This is a genomic window from Stenotrophomonas sp. TWI1183 (assembly GCF_039673115.1).
In the GTDB taxonomy this organism is placed as follows: Bacteria; Pseudomonadota; Gammaproteobacteria; order Xanthomonadales; family Xanthomonadaceae; genus Stenotrophomonas; species Stenotrophomonas maltophilia_AA.
On sequence record NZ_JBDJKZ010000008.1, the window covers coordinates 142648 to 163383 of the forward strand.

The 20736-nt window shown below is 66.7% G+C and carries 16 protein-coding genes and 1 pseudogene; 11 read left to right on the forward strand and 6 right to left on the reverse strand.

The window, feature by feature from the left end:
* Positions 1–11: 11 nt before the first annotated feature.
* The 4 genes from ABE434_RS10200 (at position 12) to ABE434_RS10215 (ending at position 4454) form a co-directional block, all read left to right on the forward strand.
* Positions 12–1472, forward strand: a complete 1461-nt coding sequence (locus ABE434_RS10200) for an adhesin (RefSeq protein WP_346478736.1) — start codon at positions 12–14, stop codon at positions 1470–1472.
* A 177-nt stretch (positions 1473–1649) separates the two neighbouring features.
* Entirely contained in the window at positions 1650–2315 is a 666-nt protein-coding gene (locus tag ABE434_RS10205; RefSeq protein WP_346478757.1) for a C39 family peptidase, read from the forward strand.
* 9 nt (positions 2316–2324) lie between these two features.
* Positions 2325–3089 (forward strand): hypothetical protein, encoded by a 765-nt coding sequence (locus tag ABE434_RS10210; RefSeq protein ID WP_346478737.1) that lies wholly within the window; start codon positions 2325–2327, stop codon positions 3087–3089.
* A 48-nt stretch (positions 3090–3137) separates the two neighbouring features.
* Entirely contained in the window at positions 3138–4454 is a 1317-nt protein-coding gene (locus ABE434_RS10215) for a hypothetical protein (protein ID WP_346478738.1), read from the forward strand.
* Between the two features lie 30 nt (positions 4455–4484).
* On the opposite strand, the gene ABE434_RS10220 is transcribed toward ABE434_RS10215, so the two are convergent.
* The 3 genes from ABE434_RS10220 to ABE434_RS10230 all read right to left on the reverse strand — a co-directional run bounded on the left by ABE434_RS10220 (position 4485) and on the right by ABE434_RS10230 (position 7517).
* Positions 4485–5822 carry a sigma-54 dependent transcriptional regulator gene (locus tag ABE434_RS10220; protein ID WP_346478739.1) on the reverse strand — a complete coding sequence of 446 codons (1338 nt, stop codon included), beginning with the start codon at positions 5820–5822 and terminating at the stop codon, positions 4485–4487.
* A 247-nt stretch (positions 5823–6069) separates the two neighbouring features.
* Positions 6070–6831, reverse strand: coding sequence for a C40 family peptidase (locus ABE434_RS10225; protein WP_346478758.1), 762 nt, complete (start codon positions 6829–6831; stop codon positions 6070–6072).
* Positions 6832–6977: 146 nt separating this feature from the next.
* Positions 6978–7517, reverse strand: a complete 540-nt coding sequence (locus tag ABE434_RS10230; RefSeq protein ID WP_346478740.1) for a C40 family peptidase — start codon at positions 7515–7517, stop codon at positions 6978–6980.
* A 111-nt stretch (positions 7518–7628) separates the two neighbouring features.
* Here ABE434_RS10230 and ABE434_RS10235 point away from each other — a divergent pair, with 111 nt between their 5' ends.
* The 7 genes and pseudogenes from ABE434_RS10235 to ABE434_RS10265 all read left to right on the forward strand — a co-directional run bounded on the left by ABE434_RS10235 (position 7629) and on the right by ABE434_RS10265 (position 13255).
* On the forward strand, positions 7629–8108 hold the full coding sequence (locus ABE434_RS10235; protein WP_088433264.1) for a peptidylprolyl isomerase: 480 nt from the start codon (positions 7629–7631) through the stop codon (positions 8106–8108).
* A gap of 83 nt (positions 8109–8191) precedes the next feature.
* Positions 8192–9439: a DUF418 domain-containing protein gene (locus tag ABE434_RS10240; RefSeq protein WP_346478741.1), complete on the forward strand. Its 1248-nt coding sequence runs from the start codon at positions 8192–8194 to the stop codon at positions 9437–9439.
* Positions 9440–9457: 18 nt separating this feature from the next.
* A pseudogene (locus ABE434_RS10245) lies at positions 9458–9598 on the forward strand (amino acid dehydrogenase); the annotation flags it as partial.
* Positions 9595–10950: a glutathione-disulfide reductase gene (gene gorA, locus ABE434_RS10250; protein ID WP_346478742.1), complete on the forward strand. Its 1356-nt coding sequence runs from the start codon at positions 9595–9597 to the stop codon at positions 10948–10950. The pseudogene ABE434_RS10245 and the gene gorA, both read left to right, overlap by 4 nt.
* A 260-nt stretch (positions 10951–11210) precedes the next feature.
* A complete protein-coding gene (locus tag ABE434_RS10255; RefSeq protein ID WP_346478743.1) occupies positions 11211–12131 on the forward strand; it encodes a DMT family transporter in 921 nt (306 codons plus the stop codon).
* Positions 12128–12490, forward strand: a complete 363-nt coding sequence (locus tag ABE434_RS10260; RefSeq protein ID WP_346478744.1) for an MGMT family protein — start codon at positions 12128–12130, stop codon at positions 12488–12490. The genes ABE434_RS10255 and ABE434_RS10260 overlap by 4 nt, the downstream gene beginning before the upstream one ends.
* 90 nt (positions 12491–12580) lie before the next feature.
* Positions 12581–13255 carry a rhomboid family intramembrane serine protease gene (locus tag ABE434_RS10265; RefSeq protein ID WP_346478745.1) on the forward strand — a complete coding sequence of 225 codons (675 nt, stop codon included), beginning with the start codon at positions 12581–12583 and terminating at the stop codon, positions 13253–13255.
* A gap of 109 nt (positions 13256–13364) precedes the next feature.
* On the opposite strand, the gene ABE434_RS10270 is transcribed toward ABE434_RS10265, so the two are convergent.
* The 3 genes from ABE434_RS10270 to ABE434_RS10280 form a co-directional block, all read right to left on the reverse strand.
* The gene (locus tag ABE434_RS10270; RefSeq protein WP_346478746.1) at positions 13365–15377 is read right to left on the reverse strand and encodes a M13 family metallopeptidase; all 2013 of its coding nucleotides are present in this window, start codon (positions 15375–15377) and stop codon (positions 13365–13367) included.
* A gap of 146 nt (positions 15378–15523) precedes the next feature.
* Positions 15524–17632, reverse strand: a complete 2109-nt coding sequence (locus ABE434_RS10275; RefSeq protein WP_346478759.1) for a M13-type metalloendopeptidase — start codon at positions 17630–17632, stop codon at positions 15524–15526.
* A 220-nt stretch (positions 17633–17852) separates the two neighbouring features.
* Positions 17853–20666, reverse strand: a complete 2814-nt coding sequence (locus ABE434_RS10280) for a TonB-dependent receptor (RefSeq protein WP_346478747.1) — start codon at positions 20664–20666, stop codon at positions 17853–17855.
* Between the last annotated feature and the right edge of the window lie 70 nt (positions 20667–20736).

Consider the following 20736-nt stretch of genomic DNA (forward strand, 5'->3'; position numbering starts at 1 on the left):
TGAACACCAACATGAAACGGACCGTACTGGCCATCGCCGTTGCCGCCGCATCCGCCTCCGCCGGCGCCAATGGCTGGGGCAATGACCGCGACAACCAGAACCAGAGCGCCAACATCAACCACCTGCACAACGTGGCTGAAACGCGCACCAACACCAACACCGATACCAACACCGAAACCAATACGAACACCAACACCGATTCGCGTACCTGGAACCGGACCTGGAACAACACCCGCAACAACAACAGCACCACCAACACCACCATCAACGACAACGTGACGAGCAACACCAACGTCACCAGCAACCGCGACGTGACCAGCAATCGCATCGTCACCGAGAACGTCAACAAGACCAGCAACATCCAGGCCGACGAACGCCAGGAAAAGAACAACCACGGTGTTGACGTCAACATCGAAAAAGACCTGCGCCTGAGCTCGGACATCCGCTTCTCGGGTGATCCGGAAATCACCGGCTCGATCGATATCGACTCGGCCGCCATCGCCGTCATCGACAACCGCCAGTCCGTCACCAACAACCTGGCTGGCAACAGCCTGGTGACCAACAGCGCCTCGATCGCCGACGACGTCGGTGCCGATGCCTCCGGCAATCTGGGCTTCAACGTCGCCGCCGGTGACAACAACGCGCAGGACAACGCTGCTTCGCTGTCCGCGGCGGACGCGTCCTTCAGCTTCGGCATGGCCGATGCGGAAGTCTTCGTCAACCAGTTCGGCGGTGGCAACACCACCCTCAACTCCGGCGTAACCAACGCCGCGGGCCTGGGTGGCAATGCCTTCAGCGGCGCGTCCGGCAACATCGGCGCCAACGTCGCCTCCGGCAACAACAACGAGCAGAAGAATGCGCTCGCTGCGTCGGTGGCCACCAGCGCCTATGCGACCTCGAGCATCAGCTCCAACCAGGTGTCCTCCGGCAACACCGTCAGCAACGCCGGCTACCTGCAGTCGATGACCGACACCGTGGACGTGAACCTCAGTGGTCGCGTTGCCGGTGCGACGTTGGCCGTGGGTGCAGGCCGTTACAGCGGCTCGGGTAGTGCCTACCAGAAAGACAACTACTACCTGGATACCTGGAGCGGCGCGCTGGACCATCCGAGCGGCAGCGAAACCGGTCATATCGACATGGATAGCGATATCCAGAATGCCACCGCCAACCCGAATCGTCCGGGCGTGGGCGGCATTGCGTTCGACACCGATGAGCGCGGCACCAGCCAGTTCGTTGAACTGGGCGTGGCCGACCTCTACGCGAGCCTGAGCGGCACCGTGTCCACCACCCGCTGGGTGAACGTGGATGCGACCAACACCGCGGCGTTGTCCGGCAGTGCGTTCTCCGGCGCCTCCGGCAACATCGGGGTGAACGTGGCCTCCGGTACCGGCAACCTGCAGGCCAACAGTCTGGCCCTGGCGGTTGCGCAGCCCTCCACCGGCGGCGGTGGTGGCGGCGGTCCGGAACAGTAAGTCTGTCCGTTTTCGCAAGCAGTACGCGTTGAGCGCAACAAACCCGGTCATCCGCCAATGACCGGGCTCCCCGGGAGCCCCTGTCCCTTCTCCCCCTTGGGGCAGGGGCTCCTTCCTGAGCCGGAGTACACGATGTCCACCCGAATGCGCACCTGGATACTGGCCTGGGCACTGTCGATGTGGATGATGCCGATGGGTCTCGTGCGTGCCGGCGATGTCGGCTTCAGTGGCGTGCTGCCCAACGGGGCGGTGCTCACCCAGCGCGTGGAAAGCATGCAGGAACGGCGCTTCCGCAACGTGGTGAGGCAACACACCGATTACAGCTGCGGCGCGGCTGCCCTGGCCACGATCCTGCGCTACGCCTACCACCTGGAGGCGGATGAGGGCACGGTGATCGAAGGGATGATGGGGGTTTCGGATCCACAACTGGTCCACCAGCGCGGTTTCTCGCTGCTGGACATCAAGCGTTACGTCGAATCGATGGGCATGCGCGGCCGCGGCTACCGCGTCAACGAAGAGCGCCTGCGCTCACTGCGCGTGCCCGGGCTGGTGCTGATGGATGTGCGGGGCTTCCGCCATTTCGTGGTCCTCAAACAGGTCCGTGGCGATCTGGTGGATGTAGCCGACCCGATCCTGGGCAACCGCAGCATTCCCGTCAGCGAATTTCTCCAGGCGTGGCCGTCGCGCGCCGTGTTTGTCGTGATCGGTAGTGACTTCGATCGCAACACGGTACTGCTGCAGCCCGGTGAACGGCCGAGTGCCCGTTCGCTGTACGCCAGGCAGGGACCGATCACCGATGCCGAACTGGTCGACTTCGGATTCACCCATGCCGATCTGTTTTAAGGAGGCACCATGAACATCGCAACCTGGACGCCCGGCATCGTGTTGCTCGCGCTGCTGGGCATCGCGCCGGCTCACGCCGACGACAGCCGGCCCGGCAAGGGATTGAGCGAGATCCCCGATCCGGAATTGAACCTCATGCGTGGCCGCTACACCGTCGGTGGCAACACCGTGGCGTGGTTCGGCGTCACCATGGTCTCGCAGTGGCAGACCGCCGGCGGGCAGTCGGCGCAGAGCGCGCTGAAGCTGGGCATGGACTTCAGCCACGGCGGCAGCACACCGAAGATCAGCTTCGCACCAAGCGTGAGCGTGACCGCGGCCGATGCGCCGCTGCCGGTGACACCCGGGCGCAGCGTGGAGTCCAGCGGGCTGCAGAACGTGGCCGGCCTGAGCCAGAGCATCCAGGTCGCCGGTGACGGCAACCTGGCCAGCAACGCCACCCAGTTGACCGTACGCGAAGGCACCGCACCCACGCCCACCGGCGAAGGCGCGCACCTGGCCAGCGTGCAGCAGGGCGGTGTCAGTGCGTTGGCACAGCTGGAGGGCAACACGGCCAGGGTGCAGCTGCAGATCGAGGGTGTCGGTGCGGTCCAGCAGTGGATCCGCAACGGCAGCGTCGGCCAGAGCATCGCGCTGGGCAGTGATGGACAGTCGGTCACCAACCGGCTGCAGGTCGACCTCGTGCAGCAGTCGCTGGCCAACAACGTTCCGCTCAACCAGAACGTGGCGCAGGCGATGACGCTGGTACGCGGGGTAGGCATGGGGCCGGGCCAGTGATCCAGCGGCACGGCAGGGGGAGCGTCAACACAACGGTGGGCCAAGGCAATGCACACGATGATCCGCGCAACACCGCTGGCGCTGGCGGCGCTGGCACTCATGGCGGCTGCGTCCGCCCATGCACAGGCGCAGCAACCTGCGCCGAATGACGCGGCCGACGTCAAGGCGCTGATGGCGCAGCTGGAAAGTCTCAAGGCCAACTACGCGCAGGAAGTACGACGCCTGCGCGAACTGGACATGCAGGTGCAGGCCATGCAGGCACGACTGACCGGCAAGACCGCACCGGTCGCCGGTGCCGAACCTTCACCCCAACAGGCACTGCCGGCCGGCACGCCCGCGGCACCGGCCAGCGCCGACGGCTATGCCAGCTCGGCGGCCGAAGCGCAGCAGGCGAAGCAGGAATCGCGGCGCAGCGTGGACGACGTCAAGCAGCAGCAGGCCGCGCTCTTCAGCCGCCGCTTCACGCTGGAAAACAGCCTCTCCTACGCCCGCTATGACCGCAAGCAGCTCAGCCTCAACGGCTTCCTGGCGCTGGATGCGATCTTCCTGGGCAACATCGCCATCGAGAATGTCGAGTCGGACACGTTGACCTACAACCTGGCCGCGCGCTGGGGCGTCAGCCCACGCCTGACCTTGAACCTGGACGTCCCCTATCTGGCGCGCAAGACCGTGTTCCAGAAGGGCGGCGCCGGCGGTTCGGCCGCGGCGATCGCGCAGGAAGAAACCACCGGCAACGGCATCGGCGATGTGGGCGTGAGCGCCAACTACCGGCTGTTCGCCGAACGTGGGCGGTTGCCGGAAACCGTGCTGACCGTGGGCGCGACCGCACCGACCGGGCGTGCACCGTACGGGCTGGACTGGAAGGTGCTCGAGCGCGACGACGATGACTTCATCCGCTTCGCCGTGCCCGAGCAGCAACCCACCGGCAACGGGGTGTGGCAGGCCAACGTCGGCCTGTCGGCGGTGAAGACCGCCGATCCGGCGATCCTGTTCGCCAACATCGGCTACATCCATTCCTTCCCGCGCAGCTTCGACGACATCGACGCCAACCCGGACACCACCAACCCGGGCGACGTGAAGCTCGGCGGCTCGTACTACTTCGGTGCCGGCGTGGCCTTCGCGTTCAACGAGCGCACCAGCCTGAGCATCTCCTTCAGCGACAAGCTGAGCGCGCGCGCCTCCACCCGCTACAAGAATGGCCAGTGGCTCAAGGTGATCGGCAGCGATGCCAACGCGGGCACGCTCAACCTGGGCATCACCTATGCCCTCAACCAGAAGACCACCCTGGTGAGCCTGCTCGGCATCGGCCTGACCCCGGACGCACCGGACTTCACGCTGGCCTTCAAGGTGCCGTACAGCTTGTGAGCGCGACTGCTCACACGCTGTACGGTCCCGTCAGCGCAGTTCGGGCAGCGCGAGTTGGTGCTTGCGGCATAGCCGGTAGACCGTCACCCGCGAGACCTGCATGTGGCGGGCGCAGGCGGTGATGTTGAAATCGTTCTGGCGCAGCGCATGCAGCAGGGTCTCGCGTTCGGCCACCTGCTTTGCACCCTGCAGGCCACGCTCGGCGGTGGGCAGCAGCGGTTGGCTCAGCTCCAGGTCCGCCGCGCTGATCAGCTCGGCATCGCTGACGATCGCCGCACGCTGCACGCGGTTGAGCAGCTCGCGCACATTGCCCGGCCAGGCGAAGCACTCCAGCGCCTGGATCGCCTCGGCGGTGAAACCGCGCGCACGGGTGACGTGCCGGTGCCGGAAGCTGGCGAGGAAGTGGTGGGCCAGCAGCGCGATGTCGCTGCCGCGCTCGCGCAGGGTCGGCAGGGGCAGGCGCAGCACATTGAGCCGGTAGAACAGGTCGCGACGGAAGTGGCCCTGTTCGACCGCCTTCTCAAGGTCCACGTGGGTGGCGGCGAGCACGCGCACGTCCACCTCCAGCGGCCGATTGCTGCCGACGCGCTCGACCGTCCCCTCCTGCAGCACGCGCAGCAGGTTGGTCTGCGCATCCAGCGGCAGGTCGCCGATCTCGTCGAGGAACACGGTGCCGCCACTGGCCGATTCGAACAGGCCCAGGCGCCGCGTGGCCGCACCGGTGAAGGCGCCGCGCTCGTGGCCGAACAGCTCGGACTGCACCAGCGCGGCCGGGATGGCGCCGCAGTTCACCGCCAGGAACGGGCGCGCGTGGCGTGCCGACAGCGCATGCAGCGCCTGGGCGGCCAGCTCCTTGCCGGTGCCGGTTTCGCCGGTGATCAGCACCGGCAGGTCCACCGGCGCGTACTTGCGGATCGCCGCGCGGGTCACCTGCAGCACGGCGCTGTCGCCGATCAGGGACTGCGGGCCATGTTTGGCGGGCAGCGGGTCCGCGCCGGCCAGTTGCTGCAGCCGCTGCACGACCCGCGGCAGGTCGATCGGCGCGGTGTAGGTATCCACGCAGGCAGCGAGCAGCGCATCCAGCACCGGCGAGGCGCGCAGGGGTGCGGCCGGCAACAGGGCCAGCAGGCTCATGTGGCGGTGGTCGACCAGCAACTGCTGGAGATGGGCCAGGTTGGCCGGGACCGCGGTGCGCAGGTCCAGCAGGCCCACGATCTGGTCGCTGCCGCGCATGCCGATGCCGGCGCACTGTTCGGGGGCCACGCCGCGGACCTGCCAACCGGCCGCAGCGAGGGTCGCCCGTTCAAGCGTGAGGGGGTGCCCAAACCAGATCACACACCGGGCAGGAAAATCGGGGACAGCCGCCATGCGTCACCTTGTCGACGAGGATCGCGGGCGGTGTCTGCTGCCTGATCGGTTGCCACGGACGTGCCGCCCCACGTCCGGGTCCGTCCCCCGCCACGGTGCACAAGCGCCGGGCGCGTCGCCGGCCGGGAAAACGGCGGTGACAGAGAAGGGAACGCGGGTTGGGCCGGTCAGCGGCCAGTGCCGGTCGCCCAACGAAAAAGGCCGCTGCAGGGCAGCGGCCTTCGATCGGGCGGTTCAGCAGGGCGCGTCAGAGGTCGACGCGGCGGGCCTGCATGAACTTGCCGCCCCAGTAGCCGCTGACCAGGCTGTCGACGCGGACGTCCTTGCCGGTGCTCGGGGCATGCAGGAAGCGGCCTTCGCCGACATAGATGCCGACATGGTCGACCCGGCCCTTGCGGCCGAAGAACACCAGGTCGCCGGCCGCCAGCGCGTTGCGGTCATTGATCAGTTCGGCAGCGCCGTCATGGGCCATCTCGCGGGAAACGCGCGGCAGTTCGACGCCCAGCGCGGTCCGGAACACATAGCCGACCAGGCCACTGCAGTCGAAACCGCTGTCCGGCGAGGTGCCGCCCCAGCGGTACGGCGTGCCGAGCAGGGTCATCGCACGGCGCAGCAGGGACTGGACCTTGCCGTTGTCGGCGGCGTCGCCGACCACGGCAGTGGCGCCGGTGCTGGCGTCGTAATTGGCGAGCAGGCGGCTCAGATCGCCGGCGAACATCGCCGAGCGGTCCATGAGCGGGATGGTGTCGTTGGCCGCCAGGTGCGGAAGCAGGGCGGCGAGGGTGGCGCTGGCAGCGGCATCGGCCTTGCTGCGGGCCGGCGCATCAGCCTTGGGCTTGGCCGGCGCGGAAGAATCAGGGGTGACAGTGACGGGGGATGCAGCAACCTCGGGAGCGGTCGTCGGTGCGGACTGCGCCCAGGCCGGAAGGCTGGCCAGGCAGAGTGCTGCAGCGAGGAAAGCAGGTCGGGCGCGTCGCCGGGTTGCGGCGGTCTGGCCTTTGCACGTCAGGTCGTCTGTCGTCACGCGGCGGTCACTGAATAAAAACGATGGGTGATGATGCCGTGTAAGCGCAGTGATTAGGTACAAATTCCGTTAATTTTTCGTTTACAACTACGTGACTTCGGTCACAAATTTGGACCTTACCCCTGTTCAGCTTAGTAAAGGACGCGTTTCGCTCCCGTGTAGTGGTCTTTCCAATAGGGTCCGCCGAGCGAGTCCAGCCGCACCGTGCCGCCGGTGCTGGGGGCGTGCACGAAGCGGCCTTCCCCGACATAGATGCCGACATGGAAGACGTTGCCCTTGTTGCCGAAAAACACCAGATCGCCGGGCGCCAGGCGTTTGGGATCGATCTTCGGCCCCTGCACGGCGGCCAGATCGCGCGAGGTGCGCGGCAGGCGCAGGTCGAGCATCTCGCGGTACACGTACGCGACCAGGCCGCTGCAGTCGAAACCGGATTCGGGGGTGTTGCCGCCGTAGCGGTAGGGCGTGCCGACCAGGCCGATCGCGCGCATCAGCACTGAGTTGGCGGCCTGCGGATCGTTCGGGGCCACGCTGGGCCAGGCCTGGGTCGAGGCGGGCGGCGGGGCCGGGCGGGTGGTCTTGCCGCCGCCGCAGGCGCTCAGCAGGGCGATGATCGCCAGCAGGGCCAGCTGGCCGGGCAGGCGGGTCAGGCGCGAAACTGGCGTCATGTGCATGTTGTCCGGATAATGCGCGACCTTAGAAGGCCGTCATGATGGCGGCGTATCCGGCAGGCCACAACCCGCCTCACCCGTCTGCCCTCGGCAGTCTCCAGACCAGAGTTGCGCATGAAGATCGAAAAAGACCGCGTCGTCCGTTTCCATTACACCGTCGCCGAGCAGGGCCAGGAGCCGATCGAGAGCTCCAAGGACCGTGATCCGCTGGCGATCCTGATCGGCCACGGCAACATCATCCCGGGCCTGGAAAACGCCATGATGGACAAGGAAGCCGGCGCCACCTTCGAAGTGGACGTCAAGGCGACCGACGCCTACGGCGAGCGCCGCGAAGGCCTGACCCAGCGCGTGCCCAAGAAGCACTTCGGCACCAGCAAGCTGGTCCCGGGCCAGCAGGTCGTGCTGCAGACCAACTTCGGCCCGCGTGCGGTCACCGTCGAGAAGGTCGGCATGAGCGTGGTCGACGTCGACCTGAACCATCCGATGGCCGGCAAGGACCTGCACTTCAACGTCGAGATCGTTGACGTCCGCGAAGCCAGCAAGGAAGAAATCGAGCACGGCCACGTGCACGGCGACGGCGGCCACCAGCACTGAGTGCGGTGACCTTTCGTTGATCCAACGGCCCGCTTCGGCGGGCCGTTTTCGTTTGTGCGGCAGGCCCGCGCGCGCACGGCATAATGGCGGACCTGGTCAGCGGATTGCCTGTGAACGCAGCTTCTTCTTCTTTGCAGCCGGTGGGCGCCCACGAGCGCATCGCCGTCATCGACATCCTGCGCGGGTTCGCGCTGCTGGGCATCCTGCTGATGAACATGGAGGCGTTCAGCAGTCCGCTGGATCTGTCGTTCACCGGCATCGATCCGCATTGGCAGGGCGCCGACTACTGGGCCGACGCGGCCATCTACGTGCTGGTCCAGGGCAAGTTCTTCACCCTGTTCTCGCTGCTGTTCGGCGCGGGGTTCTCGGTGATGGCGCAGCGCGCCGATCTCGCCGGCCGCGCGTTCGCGCCGTTCTATCTGCGCCGCAGCGCGGCGCTGCTGCTGATCGGCCTGTGCCACGCGCTGCTGGTGTGGTCGGGCGACATCCTGGTCATCTATGCGCTGATCTCACTGCTGTTGCTGGCCTGCCGCGAGGCGCCGCGCAGCTGGCTGCCGGCGATGGGCGCGATCAGCTACCTGGGCGCGGCCGCCCTGGTGATGGTGCTGGGTGCCTTGATGAGCTGGATGGCCAGCATGGAGCATACCCAGGCGCCGCTGCGCGAAGCCATCGCACAGGCCGAACAGACGATCGAACTGCAGCGTCAGGCATACGCGCACGGCAGCTGGGCGCAGGCCGTGGGTCAGCGCCTGCGTGATCTGGGCGCGATGCTGTCCGGGATCTTCGTCATCGGCCCGGAAGTACTGGGCATGTTCCTGATCGGCAGCTGGTTCGCCCGCAGCGGCGCGCTGGCCGAGCCGGAGCGTTTCGCGCGGCTGTATGCACGGCTGCGCTGGGTTGCGCTGCCGAGCGGCCTGGCACTGATGCTGGGCAGTGCGATCTGGCACCCCTACCAGGCGCCCGGCACCCTGGATCTGCCCGGTGGCGCAGCGTATGCGATCAGTGCGCTGGCCGGATTGCTGATGTGCCTGGGGTATCTGGCCTGGATCGTGCGCTGGCGCGCGCGCCTGCAGCTGCTGGCACCGATGGGGCGGATGGCGCTGACCCATTACATCGGCCAGTCGCTGGTCTGCACCTGGGTGTTCTACGGCTACGGACTGGGGGCGTTCGAGACGATGCCGCGGCTGTGGCAGATCCCGTTCGCTCTGGCACTGTTCGCGGTGCAGGTCGCGATCAGCCATGCGTGGCTGCGGTATTTCCGCTTCGGGCCGCTGGAGTGGATCTGGCGCGCGATGACCTATCTGCAGTGGCCGCCGCTGCGTCGGGCCTGACCCGGCGGCGGCACCTCCCCTCACGTCTGGATCGCGGCCGGTCGTGGCATGCTGGAGATGCGCATGAGCGTCGGCACCGGCCCGTTGATGGCAGACCTGATCAACGACCGCACGCCGGCGTTCGATCCTGCCCCTTACCGAGTTGAGCGATGCCAATGACGACGCAATACGACTATGACCTGATCGTGCTGGGCGGTGGTTCCGGCGGCCTGGCCGCGGCCTTCCGCGCGGCGCAGCACGGCCAGCGGGTGGCGATGCTGGAGCCGGGTGAACTCGGCGGCACCTGCGTCAACGTCGGCTGCGTGCCGAAGAAGGCGATGTGGCTGGCCGCCGATCTGTCCGGGCGGATCGGCCTGGCCGCGGCGATGGGCTTCGATGTCCCGGTGCGCCCGTCGCTGGACTGGAAGGAACTGGTGGTGCATCGCCAGGCCTACATCGCCAACATCCATGCCAGCTATCTCAAGCGCCTGGACGAAAACAAGGTAGTGCGCGTGCCGCGCCGCGGTCGGCTGGTCGATGCGCATACGGTGGAATGCAGTGATGGCGTGCGCATCAGTGCCGCGCACCTCCTGATCGCGACCGGCGCACATCCGCAGCGCCCCGATATTCCCGGTGCCGGACTGGGGCTGGTCTCCGATGATTTCTTCAACCTGTGCAGCGCGCCGGAGCGGGTCGCGATCGTCGGCGGCGGCTACATCGCGGTGGAACTGGCCGGGCTGCTGCAGGCGCTGGGCAGCCGCGTGACCCTGCTGGTGCGGGGTGAGCGCCTGCTGGAGCGTTTCGATGCCGAACTGACCGCGCAGCTTGCCGAAAACCTGCGGCATCAGGGCGTGCAGGTCCACTTCGGCTATCGCCTGCGCGAGCTGCAGCGTGACGGCGACGCGGTGGTCGCGCTCGGCCATGATGGGCCCGCCGATGGTCACTTCGATGCGCTGTTCTTCGCCACCGGCCGACGCGGCAACAGTGCCGATCTGGGGCTGGAAGCGGTGGGCGTGGTGGTGGGTGACAAGGGCGAGGTGGAGGTCGACGAGTGGCAGACCACCGCGGTGCCGAGCATTCATGCCGTGGGCGATATCGCCGGGAAGGTGGGCCTGACCCCGGTCGCGATCGCCGCGGCGCGCAAGCTGATGGACCGCCTGTTCGGCGGCCAGCCGCAGGCGAAGATGGACTATGAGAACGTCGCCAGCGTGGTGTTCTCGCACCCGGCGCTGGGCGCGGTGGGGCTGAGCGAAGAAGAGGCCTGCGCGAGGTACGGCGACGTTCGCGTGTACCGCAGCAACTTCCGCCCGATGCTGCAGGCGCTGGCCGATGGCACCCAGCGCAGCCTGTTCAAACTGGTCTGCGTGGGCGAAGAGGAGCGGGTGGTCGGTGTGCACCTGCTCGGTGAGGCGGCGGACGAAATCCTGCAGGGGTTCGCGCTGGCGGTGAAGATGGGCGTGACCAAGGCCCAGTTCGACGACACGGTAGCGATCCATCCGACCTCGGCGGAAGAAGTCGTACTGATGCGCTGAAAGCGCATCAGGGGCGTGCAGCCGCCGAAGCCGCGCCCGGGATCCGGTAGTGCCACGCCATGCGTGGCAACCGCGCACCGCGCGGCACAACCTCCCGCAGGCGCAGCCTTGGCGGCCGGCCAGGTTCTTTCCGCAGTTGAAACAGGATCGGAACGCCGTTCCTTCCCGGTCTGCCCGCGCAAAGCACCCACCGCCCCCCATGCGACAATAGCCGTTCCGTACCTGTCCCAGCCGCCTCCGTGCGGCTGTCCGCCGTCCCGATGCCGTCACCCGTTTCCCCGCTGCCCACGTCCTCCAGCCGCATCGCCGCCGGCGGCATCGCCTTGGCCGCGATCGGCGCCATTGCCGCCTCGGGCAAGGCGGTCATCGTCAAGCTGGCGTATCGGCATGGCGTGGATGCCACCACGCTGCTGGCGCTGCGGATGTTGATGGCCTTCCCGCTGTTCGCCCTGCTGGCCGTCTGGTCCGCGCGGCGCGCGCCGGCGTTGTCATGGGGCGATCGCGGGCGGGTGGTGTGGCTGGGTTTCACCGGCTATTACCTGTCCAGCCTGCTGGACTTCCAGGGCCTGCAGCACATCAGCGTCACGCTGGAACGGCTGATCCTGTACTTGAACCCGACGCTGGTCCTGCTGATCAGCCTGGTGCTGCTGAAAAAGCGCCCCGGTCGCTGGCAGGTGGCCGCACTGGTGCTGAGCTATCTCGGCGTACTGCTCGCCTTCGGCCATGACCTGCAGCTGGAAGGCGGGCGCATCGTGCTGGGCAGCGCGCTGGTGTTCGCCAGTGCGCTGAGCTATGCGCTGTACCTGTTCGGCAGTGGCCAGGTGGTGGCGCGGATCGGTGCGATCCGGCTGACCGCCTATGCCAGCTGCGTGGCCTGCGTGCTGTGCGTGCTGCACTTCGCGGTGCTGCATCCGATGTCGGCGCTGGGCCAGGCACCGGTGCCGGTGTACTGGCTCTCCCTGATCAATGCGACGGTGTGCACGGTCCTGCCGGTGATGGCGATCATGCTCGCGGTGAAGCGGATCGGCTCGTCGCTGGCCGCGCAGGTGGGTATGCTCGGTCCAGTCTCCACCATCGTGATGAGTCTATGGCTGCTCGACGAACCCATGGGGCCGTGGCAGATCCTCGGCACGGCGCTGGTCCTGCTCGGCGTGCTGCTGGTCAGCCGGGTCCGCGCGTGAACGCGGCCGCGATCGGCGATGACCCGGCGGCACAGGCGCGTGCGCGCATCCTGGCGGTGATCCGCGCGATCCCGCGCGGGCAGGTGATGGGGTACGGCCAGGTCGCGGCCAAGGCGGGGCTGCCGGGCAGGGCGCGGCTGACCGCGCGCGTGCTTGGCATGAATGACGACCCGGAGCTGCCGTGGCACCGCGTGCTGCGCTCGGATGGGCGCATCGCGATGCCGGAAGGCTCGGCCGGCTGGAAGGAACAGAGCCAGCGGCTGCGCGCCGAGGGCGTGGCGATCGAGCGGGGGCGGGTCAAGGGCATGCCGGTGGCCGGCGCGGACGATCTGGATGCCGCCCTGTGGGGCCCGGGCTGACGCTGCCTGGGCGTTGAACAGGGCGCGCTGGTGCGCAGCGTGCGGCCGGGTGCTGCGGCTATGATGGGCGCAGTTCCAAAGGATGCCCCCATGTTTCCGCGACTGCCTACCGTCACCAAAGCGTTGTTGATCGCCAACGTCCTGCTGTTCCTGCTGCAGCAGCCGTTCCTGCTCGGCAATGCCACGTTCGAGCCCTTCATGCTGCAACCCCTGGGCGGTGGTTTCGATCCGTTCTCGCCCGGCGGCAACTTCCAGCCCTGGCAGCTGCTCACCTACGGCTTCCTGCATGGCAGCTTCGGCCATCTGTTCTTCAACATGCTCGCGCTCTTCATGTTCGGTGCGCCGCTGGAACAGACCTGGGGCGAAAAGCGCTTCCTGACTTATTACCTGGTGTGCGTGGCCGGTGCCGGCCTGTGCCAGCTGCTGGTCGGCATGATGCTGGCCGACCCGGCCACGGTGCTGGGCGCTTCCGGTGGCGTGTTCGGCCTGTTGCTGGCCTACGGCATGCTGTTCCCCAACCAGCGGGTGATGCTGCTGTTCCCGCCGATCCCGATGAAGGCACGTACCTTCGTGATCGTCTTCGGCGCGATGGAACTGATGCTGGGCGCCACCGGCTGGCAGCCGGGCGTGGCCCACTTCGCCCACCTGGGCGGCATGCTGTTCGGCTGGCTCTTGATCCGCTACTGGCGCGGCCAACCGCCGTTCAACAACCGGCGTCCACCGGGACCTCCGAAGCGCCCCAACCACCTGCGCAGCATCAAATAACAAGCATCAAATAACAGGGACGGAGGTGGTTAATAACCACCTCCGTCCCCATTAAAAAAAGGGCGCCCCGTGGGCGCCCTTTTTCGTTGACCAGTGCCAGGGGCAGGACTCAGCGCCAGACCTTGATCTGGTCGTTGTCCACGCGCTGCATCGGCTGGCCCGGCTTGCAGGTGAAGGTCGCACCGAAGGCCGGCAGGTTGGACAGCGGGCCGTTGGTGCGCCAGCGGCCCGGGGCCAGGATGTCGGAGGTCACGCGCTGCGCGGCGACGTTCGGCGACAGCTGCTGCGGCCACAGGCTCGCCCAGGCGCGGAAGAAGCCCTGCTGGGCGGCCGGCTTGGCAGCCGGTTCGACGGCCTTGTAAGCCTCCCACGCCAGTTCGAGGCCGGCCAGATCGGCCAGGTTCTCTTCGCGGGTGAGTTCGCCGTTGACCTTGGCCCCCTTGACGCCCGGGTAGTCGTACCCGCTGTACTGCGCGGCGACGCGGTTGCCGAACAGGGTCCAGGCGGTCTTGTCGGCCGGGGTCCACCAGCTGCGCAGTTCGCCCTTGGCATCGACCAGCGCGCCCTTGGCGTCGATCGCACGGGTCAGCTCGTGGGCGACCAGTGCGCCGTAGCTGCCGAACAGCTCGGCGGTATCGCCCTTGGCGTTGAACACCGGGCCCTGCAGCACGGCGGCGGTGACGATCAGGCGGTTCTGCGCGATGTCATAGGCCAGCGCCGGCTGCTGCGGCAGCACGTCCCAGCGGCGGTCGGCGTTGCCCTTGCCGATGCGCTTCATTTCTTCGCGGTGGCGCCAGGTGGAGGCGATCAGCATGTTGCCGCCGAAGCTGCCACGGCCCATCGGCTGCACGGTGTAATCCAGATCGCGCAGCGGGGTGCCGATCTCGATCTTCAACGCGGCCAGCTTGGCCTGCGCTTCGGTCTTGGCTTCATCGCTCATCCAGGTGCTGCGCTTGACCGCGTCGATCTGCACTTCGCGGATCTTGTCCACGACCAGGGCGGCCTTGCGACGGTCGTCGGCGGACAGATGCCTGGCCGCGTACTCACGGCCGACCATCGGACCGGCAGCGACGTTGATCGCGTCCAGCACCTGCTCCCAGCGCGCCGGCGGCAGGGTCTGGCCACGGATCACGCGGCCGCGGAATTCGAACTCGGCGTCGCGGTAGGCCTTGGACAGGTACGGTGCCATGGCGTCACCCACGCGCCAGCGCAGGTAGACCTTCCACTGCTCCGGCTTGATCCGCGTGACCATGCCGTCGAGCTGCTTGAACAGCGCCGGATCGGCCAGCGAGACCAGGTCGTCGTTGACGCCCTGTGCCTTCAGGAAGGCCTCCAGCTGCAGGTTGCGATAGCGGCTGTTGAGCTCCTTGGTGGAGATCGGCGCGTAGTTGTTGAACGGGTTGTTGATGCCGGCCAGCGACTGCGCGTTGCGCGCCAGTTCGGTTTCCAGCGCGATCACCGACTGCGACTCGGCATCGAGCTTGTCGGCCGGGGTGCCGGTCAGGGCCAGCACCTGCTTGACGTAATTGCGGTAGCGCCCCATCAGCGCGACGGTGTCGGCATCGGTGCGGGTGTAGAACGCCGGGTCCGGCAGGCCCATGCCACCCTGCATGAAGTAGCCGATGTGGCGGTCCAGCGCCTTCAGGTCCACGTCCGGCGCGAAGTTGAAGGCCACCGGGATACCGACCTGGTGCAGCGCGGCGATCGAGGCCGGCACGTCCTTGGCCTTCTTGATCGCGTTGATGCGGGTCAGCAGCGGGGCGATCGGGTTGGAGCCGTCGGCTTCCACCGCCGCTTCGTCCAGGCCGCTGGCCCAGAAATCGCCGAGCAGCTTCTGCACGTTGCCCTGCGGTGAGGTCATCGCCGCATCCAGCAGTTCACGCTGCTGCTGGCGGGTACGGTCGGCGAGCTGGCCCAGCGCGGTGGTGGCGCCGGTCTGCGGTACCGGGTTGGCCTTCAACCAGGTCGCATTGGTGGCCTCGTAGAAGTCGCTGCACTGCGCGCTGACGGCCGGCGCGCGGGCGGCGGCCTTCTTCTTCGGCGCGGCATGCGCATCGTGTGCGATGACCAGGGAGGCCAGGCTCAGGCCCAGGGCAATGGCGAGCGGACGGAGGTTGGACATGTAAAGCGAATCCAGCGGGGATGAGGTCGCGCGAGTGTACCAAGCAAAGCGAAACGAGCGTGATGGCAAGCGCGCGCCCAAAAAAACAAAGGCCCGGGAAAATCCCGGGCCTCTGCATGGATCACATCACGCCGGGGCGCGATGGCTTACCAGATCACGACCTGCTGGTCGCCTGCGCGCACCATCGGCGAGCCGGCCTTGCACTGGAACGCAGCGGCGAAGGTCGGCAGGTTCGACGGGGCACCCATCGCACGGAACTGCGCCGGGGCATGCGGGTCGGTCGCCAGACGGACCTTCATGTTCTCCGGGGTGTACTTGGTGCGCCACACGGTGGCCCAGTTGAAGAAGAAGCGCTGGTCGCGGGTGAAGCCGTCGACCTTCGGGTCTTCCTTGCCGGCCGAGGCCTTCTGCAGGGCGTCGTAGGCGGTCGCCAGGCCGCCCAGATCGGCGATGTTCTCGCCCAGGGTCAGCTTGCCGTTGACCGCCTGGCCGTCCACCTTGTAACCGTTGAACTGGTTGATCAGCTTGCCGGTCAGGCCGCTGAAGTTCTTGGTGTCGGCGTCGGTCCACCAGTTCTCGAAGTTGCCGGTCGGTCCGAAGCGGCTGCCCTGGTCGTCGTAACCGTGGGTCATTTCGTGGCCGATCACCGCACCGATGCCGCCGTAGTTCAGCGCGTCATCGGCCTTCGGATCGAAGAACGGCGGCTGCAGGATGGCGGCCGGGAACACGATCTCGTTCTGCAGCGGGTTGTAGTAGGCATTGACCGTCTGCGGGGTCATGCCCCACTCGGTCTTGTCCACCGGCTGGCCGATCTTGGACAGCGCGAACTTGTAGTTGAACGCATTGGCCGCACGGACGTTGCCCAGGTAGCTGTCGCGCCCGGTGCTCAGGCCGCTCCAGTCACGCCACTTGTCCGGGTAGCCGATCTTCGGGGTGAAGGTTTCCCACTTGGCGATCGCCTTGGCCTTGGTCTCGTCGCTCATCCAGGTCAGGCCCTGGATGCGCTCCTTGAGCGCGGCGGCGAGGTTCTTGACCAGTTCTTCCATCTTCGCCTTGGCTTCCGGCGAGAAGGCGACCTTGACGTACAGCTGGCCGAAGGCATCGCCGGCATCGTTCTCGATGGTGCCCAGCACGCGCTTCCAGCGCGGCTTCTGCTCCTTCTGGCCGTTGAGGGTCTTGCCGTAGAAGTTGTAGCTCTCGTTGACGAACGCATCGGCCAGGTACGGCGAGGCGCTGTCCACGGTGTGGAAGCGCAGGTAGGCGCGCCACACCGACGGATCGGTATCACCCAGCGCCTTGCTCACTTCCTGGTGGAAGCTCGGCATGGCCAGCGAGAATTTCTCCGGCGTGGCGATGCCCTGGGCCTTGAAGAACTCGCTCCAGCTGAAGTTCGGGGTCAGCTTGTCCGCATCGGCCACGGTGACCGGGTTGTAGAACAACGAGACATCGCGCGACAGCTCGACGCTGGACTTGGAGGCCTTCGCCAGGCGGGTTTCGAACTTGACCACGTCGGTGGCCTGCTTTTCAGCATCGGCGGTCGCCACGCCGGCCAGTTCCAGCACCTTGGCCACGTGGGCCTGGTAGGCCTTGAGCTTGTCGGCGTTCTTGGCGTCGGTGTAGTAGGTGGTGTCCGGCAGGCCCAGGCCGCCCTGGCTGGCGTACGCCAGGTTCATGCTGGAATTCTTGAAGTCCGCTTCCGGACCGAAGCCGAACAGCACGTTCTCGCCCTTGGCTGCGCTGGTGCGCAGGTAGTTGGCGATCGCGTCCTTGTCCTGCAGGCCGTCGATGGCGGCCAGGTCGGCCTTGATCGGCTCGATGCCCTGGGCATTGATCTTGGCTTCGTCCATGCCGGTGGCCCAGAAGTCGCCGACGATCTTCTCGATGCCGGCCGGGTTCTTGACCGCCGCGACCTGCTCGGCGAGCTGGTGCTGCACGGCGACCGAGCGCTCGTCCAGGATGGTGAAGGCGCCCCAGCTGGTGCGGTCGGCCGGGATTTCATTGGCGGCCAGCCACTTGCTGTTGACGTAGTCGCCGAACGCGCCGCAGGCGTCCATGCTGGTGTCCAGGTCGGACGGGTGGAAGGCGTTGTAGGCCGGCAGCTTGCTCTCGTCGAGCTTGTACTCGGTGGCGGCCGTGGCGGCCGGCGCGGCGGTGGAGGCTGCGCTGTCCGTTGCCGGGGTTTCGTTCTTGCCGCAGCCGACCAGCGCGGCCGAAACGGCCAGGGTCAGCAGTACCAGTTTGGGTGTACGAGCGATCACGTGATTGGCCTCCAGGCCGGAAAGTCATGCAGGAATGGCCCGCAAGGGCCTGTGGGCCAGACGATACGCCGCTGGCCCGGCCTGCAAGGGTGTCGAAGGTCATGGCCGATGGCAAGCGGCCTGATCCGGTCAATCGCGGACCAGCGCCCGGCCCGGTGACGGCCAAGGAAAAGCCCCGCCTTGCGGCGGGGCCCGAGGGTGTCATCCCTGGTGCTGCTTAGTTGGTCTTGGTGCCGAAATCGTACTTGGCCTGCACGTACACCGCGCGACCGTACGGGTTGTAGATGCTGCTGTTGTACGGCGAGGCGACGTTGCCGGCGTAGCTGTGGGCCTGGCCGTCGGGCATCTTGTTGAACACGTTGTTGACCATCAGCGAGAGGGTCAGGTTGTCCAGCGCCCGGTAGTTCACGCTCAGGTTGTACGTGGTGTAAGAGCCCCACTTGCCCGCCTTGTAGCCGGACGAATGCACGTAGTCGTAGCTCTCGCCCAGGTAGGACATGTAGTTCGGCGTCTTGCCGATGTAGTTGAAGTACAGCGTGGTGGTCCAGCGGTCCTTGGCCCAGCCCACCGAACCATCGGTACGGACCTTGGCGTAGGCGTCGTAGTACCACATCGCATATGGGTCGCGCAGCAGATCCAGGTAGCCGTCGCCCGGCTGCGGCTGCAGCTCGCGCTTGAGGATGTTGGTGTAGTTGCTGGCGAACTGCAGCGAGCCGAACCGGCCGATGTCCTGCACGTACTTGAAGCTGGCCGTCAGGGCCTGCAGGTTCTGGCGCGCCACGTTGAGCTTCGGCGTGAAGATCTGCTCGATGTTGCCGGCCGCATCGCGGGTGATCCAGTCGGCGACATTGTCGCAGCTGGCCGAGGTCGGGTTGTCCTGCCCGTTGCGGCAGTAGTACTCCGCGCGCAGCAGCTGGTCCGAGCTCAGGGTGTCGACTTCGTTGTCGATCTTCCAGTTGTAGTAGTCCACCGAGACCGACAGGTTGTTGATCGGTGCCCAGACCACGCCGGCATTCCAGACATCGGCGGTGATCGGTTCCAGTTCGGTGTTGCCGGCCTGCACGCCGAACACCGACTCGTTGCCGTACGGGCAGGCAAGGGTATCGGCCGGCGCATAGCCGAGCTGGCCGCAACGGTAGTAATCGACCGCGCCGTTGGCGTAGTAACCGCTCTCGCCCTGGAAAGCGTCGGGCAGGGTGGGGGCACGGAACGCGGTGCCGTACTTGCCGCGGAACAGCAGGCTTTCGATCGGGCGGAACTCGACACCCACGCTGTAGGTGGCCTTGTCGACGGTGTTGTCGGCGATCTTGTAGGCGTCATAACGGCCGGAACCGGTGACGGTCAGCGAATCGATCAGCGGCAGGCGCAGTTCGGAGGTCAGCGCGTAGTTGCTGCGATGGCCATTGCCGGCCACCGAGGTGGTGCCCCACACGCTGCCGTCCATCAGCCGCTCGTCCGGGCGGTAATCCCAGCCTTCGCTGCCGGCTTCGGCGACGAGGGCAAAACCGGCATCGCCACCGGGCAGGGTGAACAGCGAGCCGTTGGTGATCTGGAAGCGGCCCAGGTTCTGCCAGGTCTTGCTTTCGTTGTAGGTGTAGCCGGTGAAGCTCTGGAAATCGCCGGCCGGCAGCTGCGAATAGAACGCGCCCCAGTTCGGGCTGTAGATGTTGTAGCCGTCATCGGTGGTGCCCAGCACCGGACCGAGCACGCGGTTCTCGAAGTAGCTGTCGATGTCATCGGCCCAGCGCACGAAGCCGCGCTCGGTCAGCTTGTATTCGCCACGGCTGAAGCTGGCGCTGTAGTCCCAGTTGCCGAACGTGCCACGCCCGCCCAGAGTGACCTGGTAGGCCTTGTTGCGGTCGGTGTTGAGGATGTCCTTGTAGCCGTTCGGCCCGATGTCCTCCGGCGCGAACGCGCGCTGCAGGTTCATGTACTGATCGGTGTCCTGATCATAGAACGCGCCGAAACTCAGGTCGCTGCCCCAGAACGTATAGCCCGAACCCGGGGTGTACTTGACCTCTTCCAGGCTGTACAGCGCATCGGCGAACAGGGTGAAGTTGTCGTTCACATCGAACGTCATCGAGCTGTAGAACTGGCTGCTTTCCTTGTCGTTCTTCAGCGTGCGGTAGCCGGCGCCGTAGGCCGAACCGCACGACTCGCCCGCCGCGCGGGTGCCGAGCACGGTGGTGCCGCCGAACTGGCCGGCGACGCTGGCGCAGCGGGTCGGATCCATCATCACGAACGCGTTGTTGTCCGCCGGCAGGTAGACCAGGAAGTCATTGGCCGGCACCTGCGCGCTGTAACCGACGCGGTTGTTGGTGCGGGTCAGGTCGCGCTGGTAGCCCCAGATCGGGTTGCTCTTTTCGTACTGGACGTTGACCAGCGCATTGAAGCGGTCATCGGCACTGTTGAAGCCCTTGGCGCCGCTGACGCGGATGTTGTTGCCACCGCCCTCGGTGGTGGCGCCGCCACGGACGTTGAGCACACCGCCTTCCATGCGCTCTTTCAGGATGATGTTGACCACGCCGGCGATCGCATCCGAACCGTACAGCGAGGACTGGCCGCCCGGCAGGATTTCAATGCGCTCGACGATGTCGATCGGGATGCCGCTGAGGTTGTTGAACGCATCGCTGCCGTTGTAGAGCGCCGGGTACTGCAGCATCGGGCGGCCATTGATCAGGTACTTGGTGTACCCCGGATCCAGGCCGAACATGCCGGCCGCTTCGGCGCCCTGGGTGAAGGAGGCCGCGGTCTGGCCGCCCTGCAGGCCGCCGGTGGTCAGCGAGGACTGCTGCAGGACTTCGGAAATGCTGGTGAAGCCGCGGGTCTGGATGTCCTCGGCGGTGACGGTCAGCACCGGCGTGTGGTTCTCGATCTCGGTCTGCGGGATCAGCGAACCGGTGACGGTGACGCGGTCGAGATTGGTGGCGCCGTTGTCCTGTGCGAAGACGGTAGCGCTGGTGAGCAGCAGGCCGGTGAGGACGGCGGCGGCAAGCGGGTGACGCGAGATCGAAGTACCTTGGCGAGACATGTGTAACCCCGTGTAGTGGTGATGTCGTGGCTTTCCCTTCCGTGGGACGTCTTGATGGTGTTCAACGGTG

What these genes read in the sequence shown, in the direction of transcription:
- ABE434_RS10200 (WP_346478736.1), top strand. Translation starts at nt 12, where the DNA reads ATGAAACGGACCGTACTGGCCATCGCCGTTGCCGCCGCATCCGCCTCC.
- ABE434_RS10205 (WP_346478757.1), top strand. Translation starts at nt 1,650, where the DNA reads ATGTGGATGATGCCGATGGGTCTCGTGCGTGCCGGCGATGTCGGCTTC.
- ABE434_RS10210 (WP_346478737.1), top strand. Translation starts at nt 2,325, where the DNA reads ATGAACATCGCAACCTGGACGCCCGGCATCGTGTTGCTCGCGCTGCTG.
- ABE434_RS10215 (WP_346478738.1), top strand. Translation starts at nt 3,138, where the DNA reads ATGCACACGATGATCCGCGCAACACCGCTGGCGCTGGCGGCGCTGGCA.
- ABE434_RS10220 (WP_346478739.1), bottom strand. Translation starts at nt 5,822, where the DNA reads ATGGCGGCTGTCCCCGATTTTCCTGCCCGGTGTGTGATCTGGTTTGGG.
- ABE434_RS10230 (WP_346478740.1), bottom strand. Translation starts at nt 7,517, where the DNA reads ATGCACATGACGCCAGTTTCGCGCCTGACCCGCCTGCCCGGCCAGCTG.
- ABE434_RS10235 (WP_088433264.1), top strand. Translation starts at nt 7,629, where the DNA reads ATGAAGATCGAAAAAGACCGCGTCGTCCGTTTCCATTACACCGTCGCC.
- ABE434_RS10240 (WP_346478741.1), top strand. Translation starts at nt 8,192, where the DNA reads ATGGCGGACCTGGTCAGCGGATTGCCTGTGAACGCAGCTTCTTCTTCT.
- gorA (WP_346478742.1), top strand. Translation starts at nt 9,595, where the DNA reads ATGACGACGCAATACGACTATGACCTGATCGTGCTGGGCGGTGGTTCC.
- ABE434_RS10255 (WP_346478743.1), top strand. Translation starts at nt 11,211, where the DNA reads ATGCCGTCACCCGTTTCCCCGCTGCCCACGTCCTCCAGCCGCATCGCC.
- ABE434_RS10265 (WP_346478745.1), top strand. Translation starts at nt 12,581, where the DNA reads ATGTTTCCGCGACTGCCTACCGTCACCAAAGCGTTGTTGATCGCCAAC.
- ABE434_RS10270 (WP_346478746.1), bottom strand. Translation starts at nt 15,377, where the DNA reads ATGTCCAACCTCCGTCCGCTCGCCATTGCCCTGGGCCTGAGCCTGGCC.
- ABE434_RS10280 (WP_346478747.1), bottom strand. Translation starts at nt 20,666, where the DNA reads ATGTCTCGCCAAGGTACTTCGATCTCGCGTCACCCGCTTGCCGCCGCC.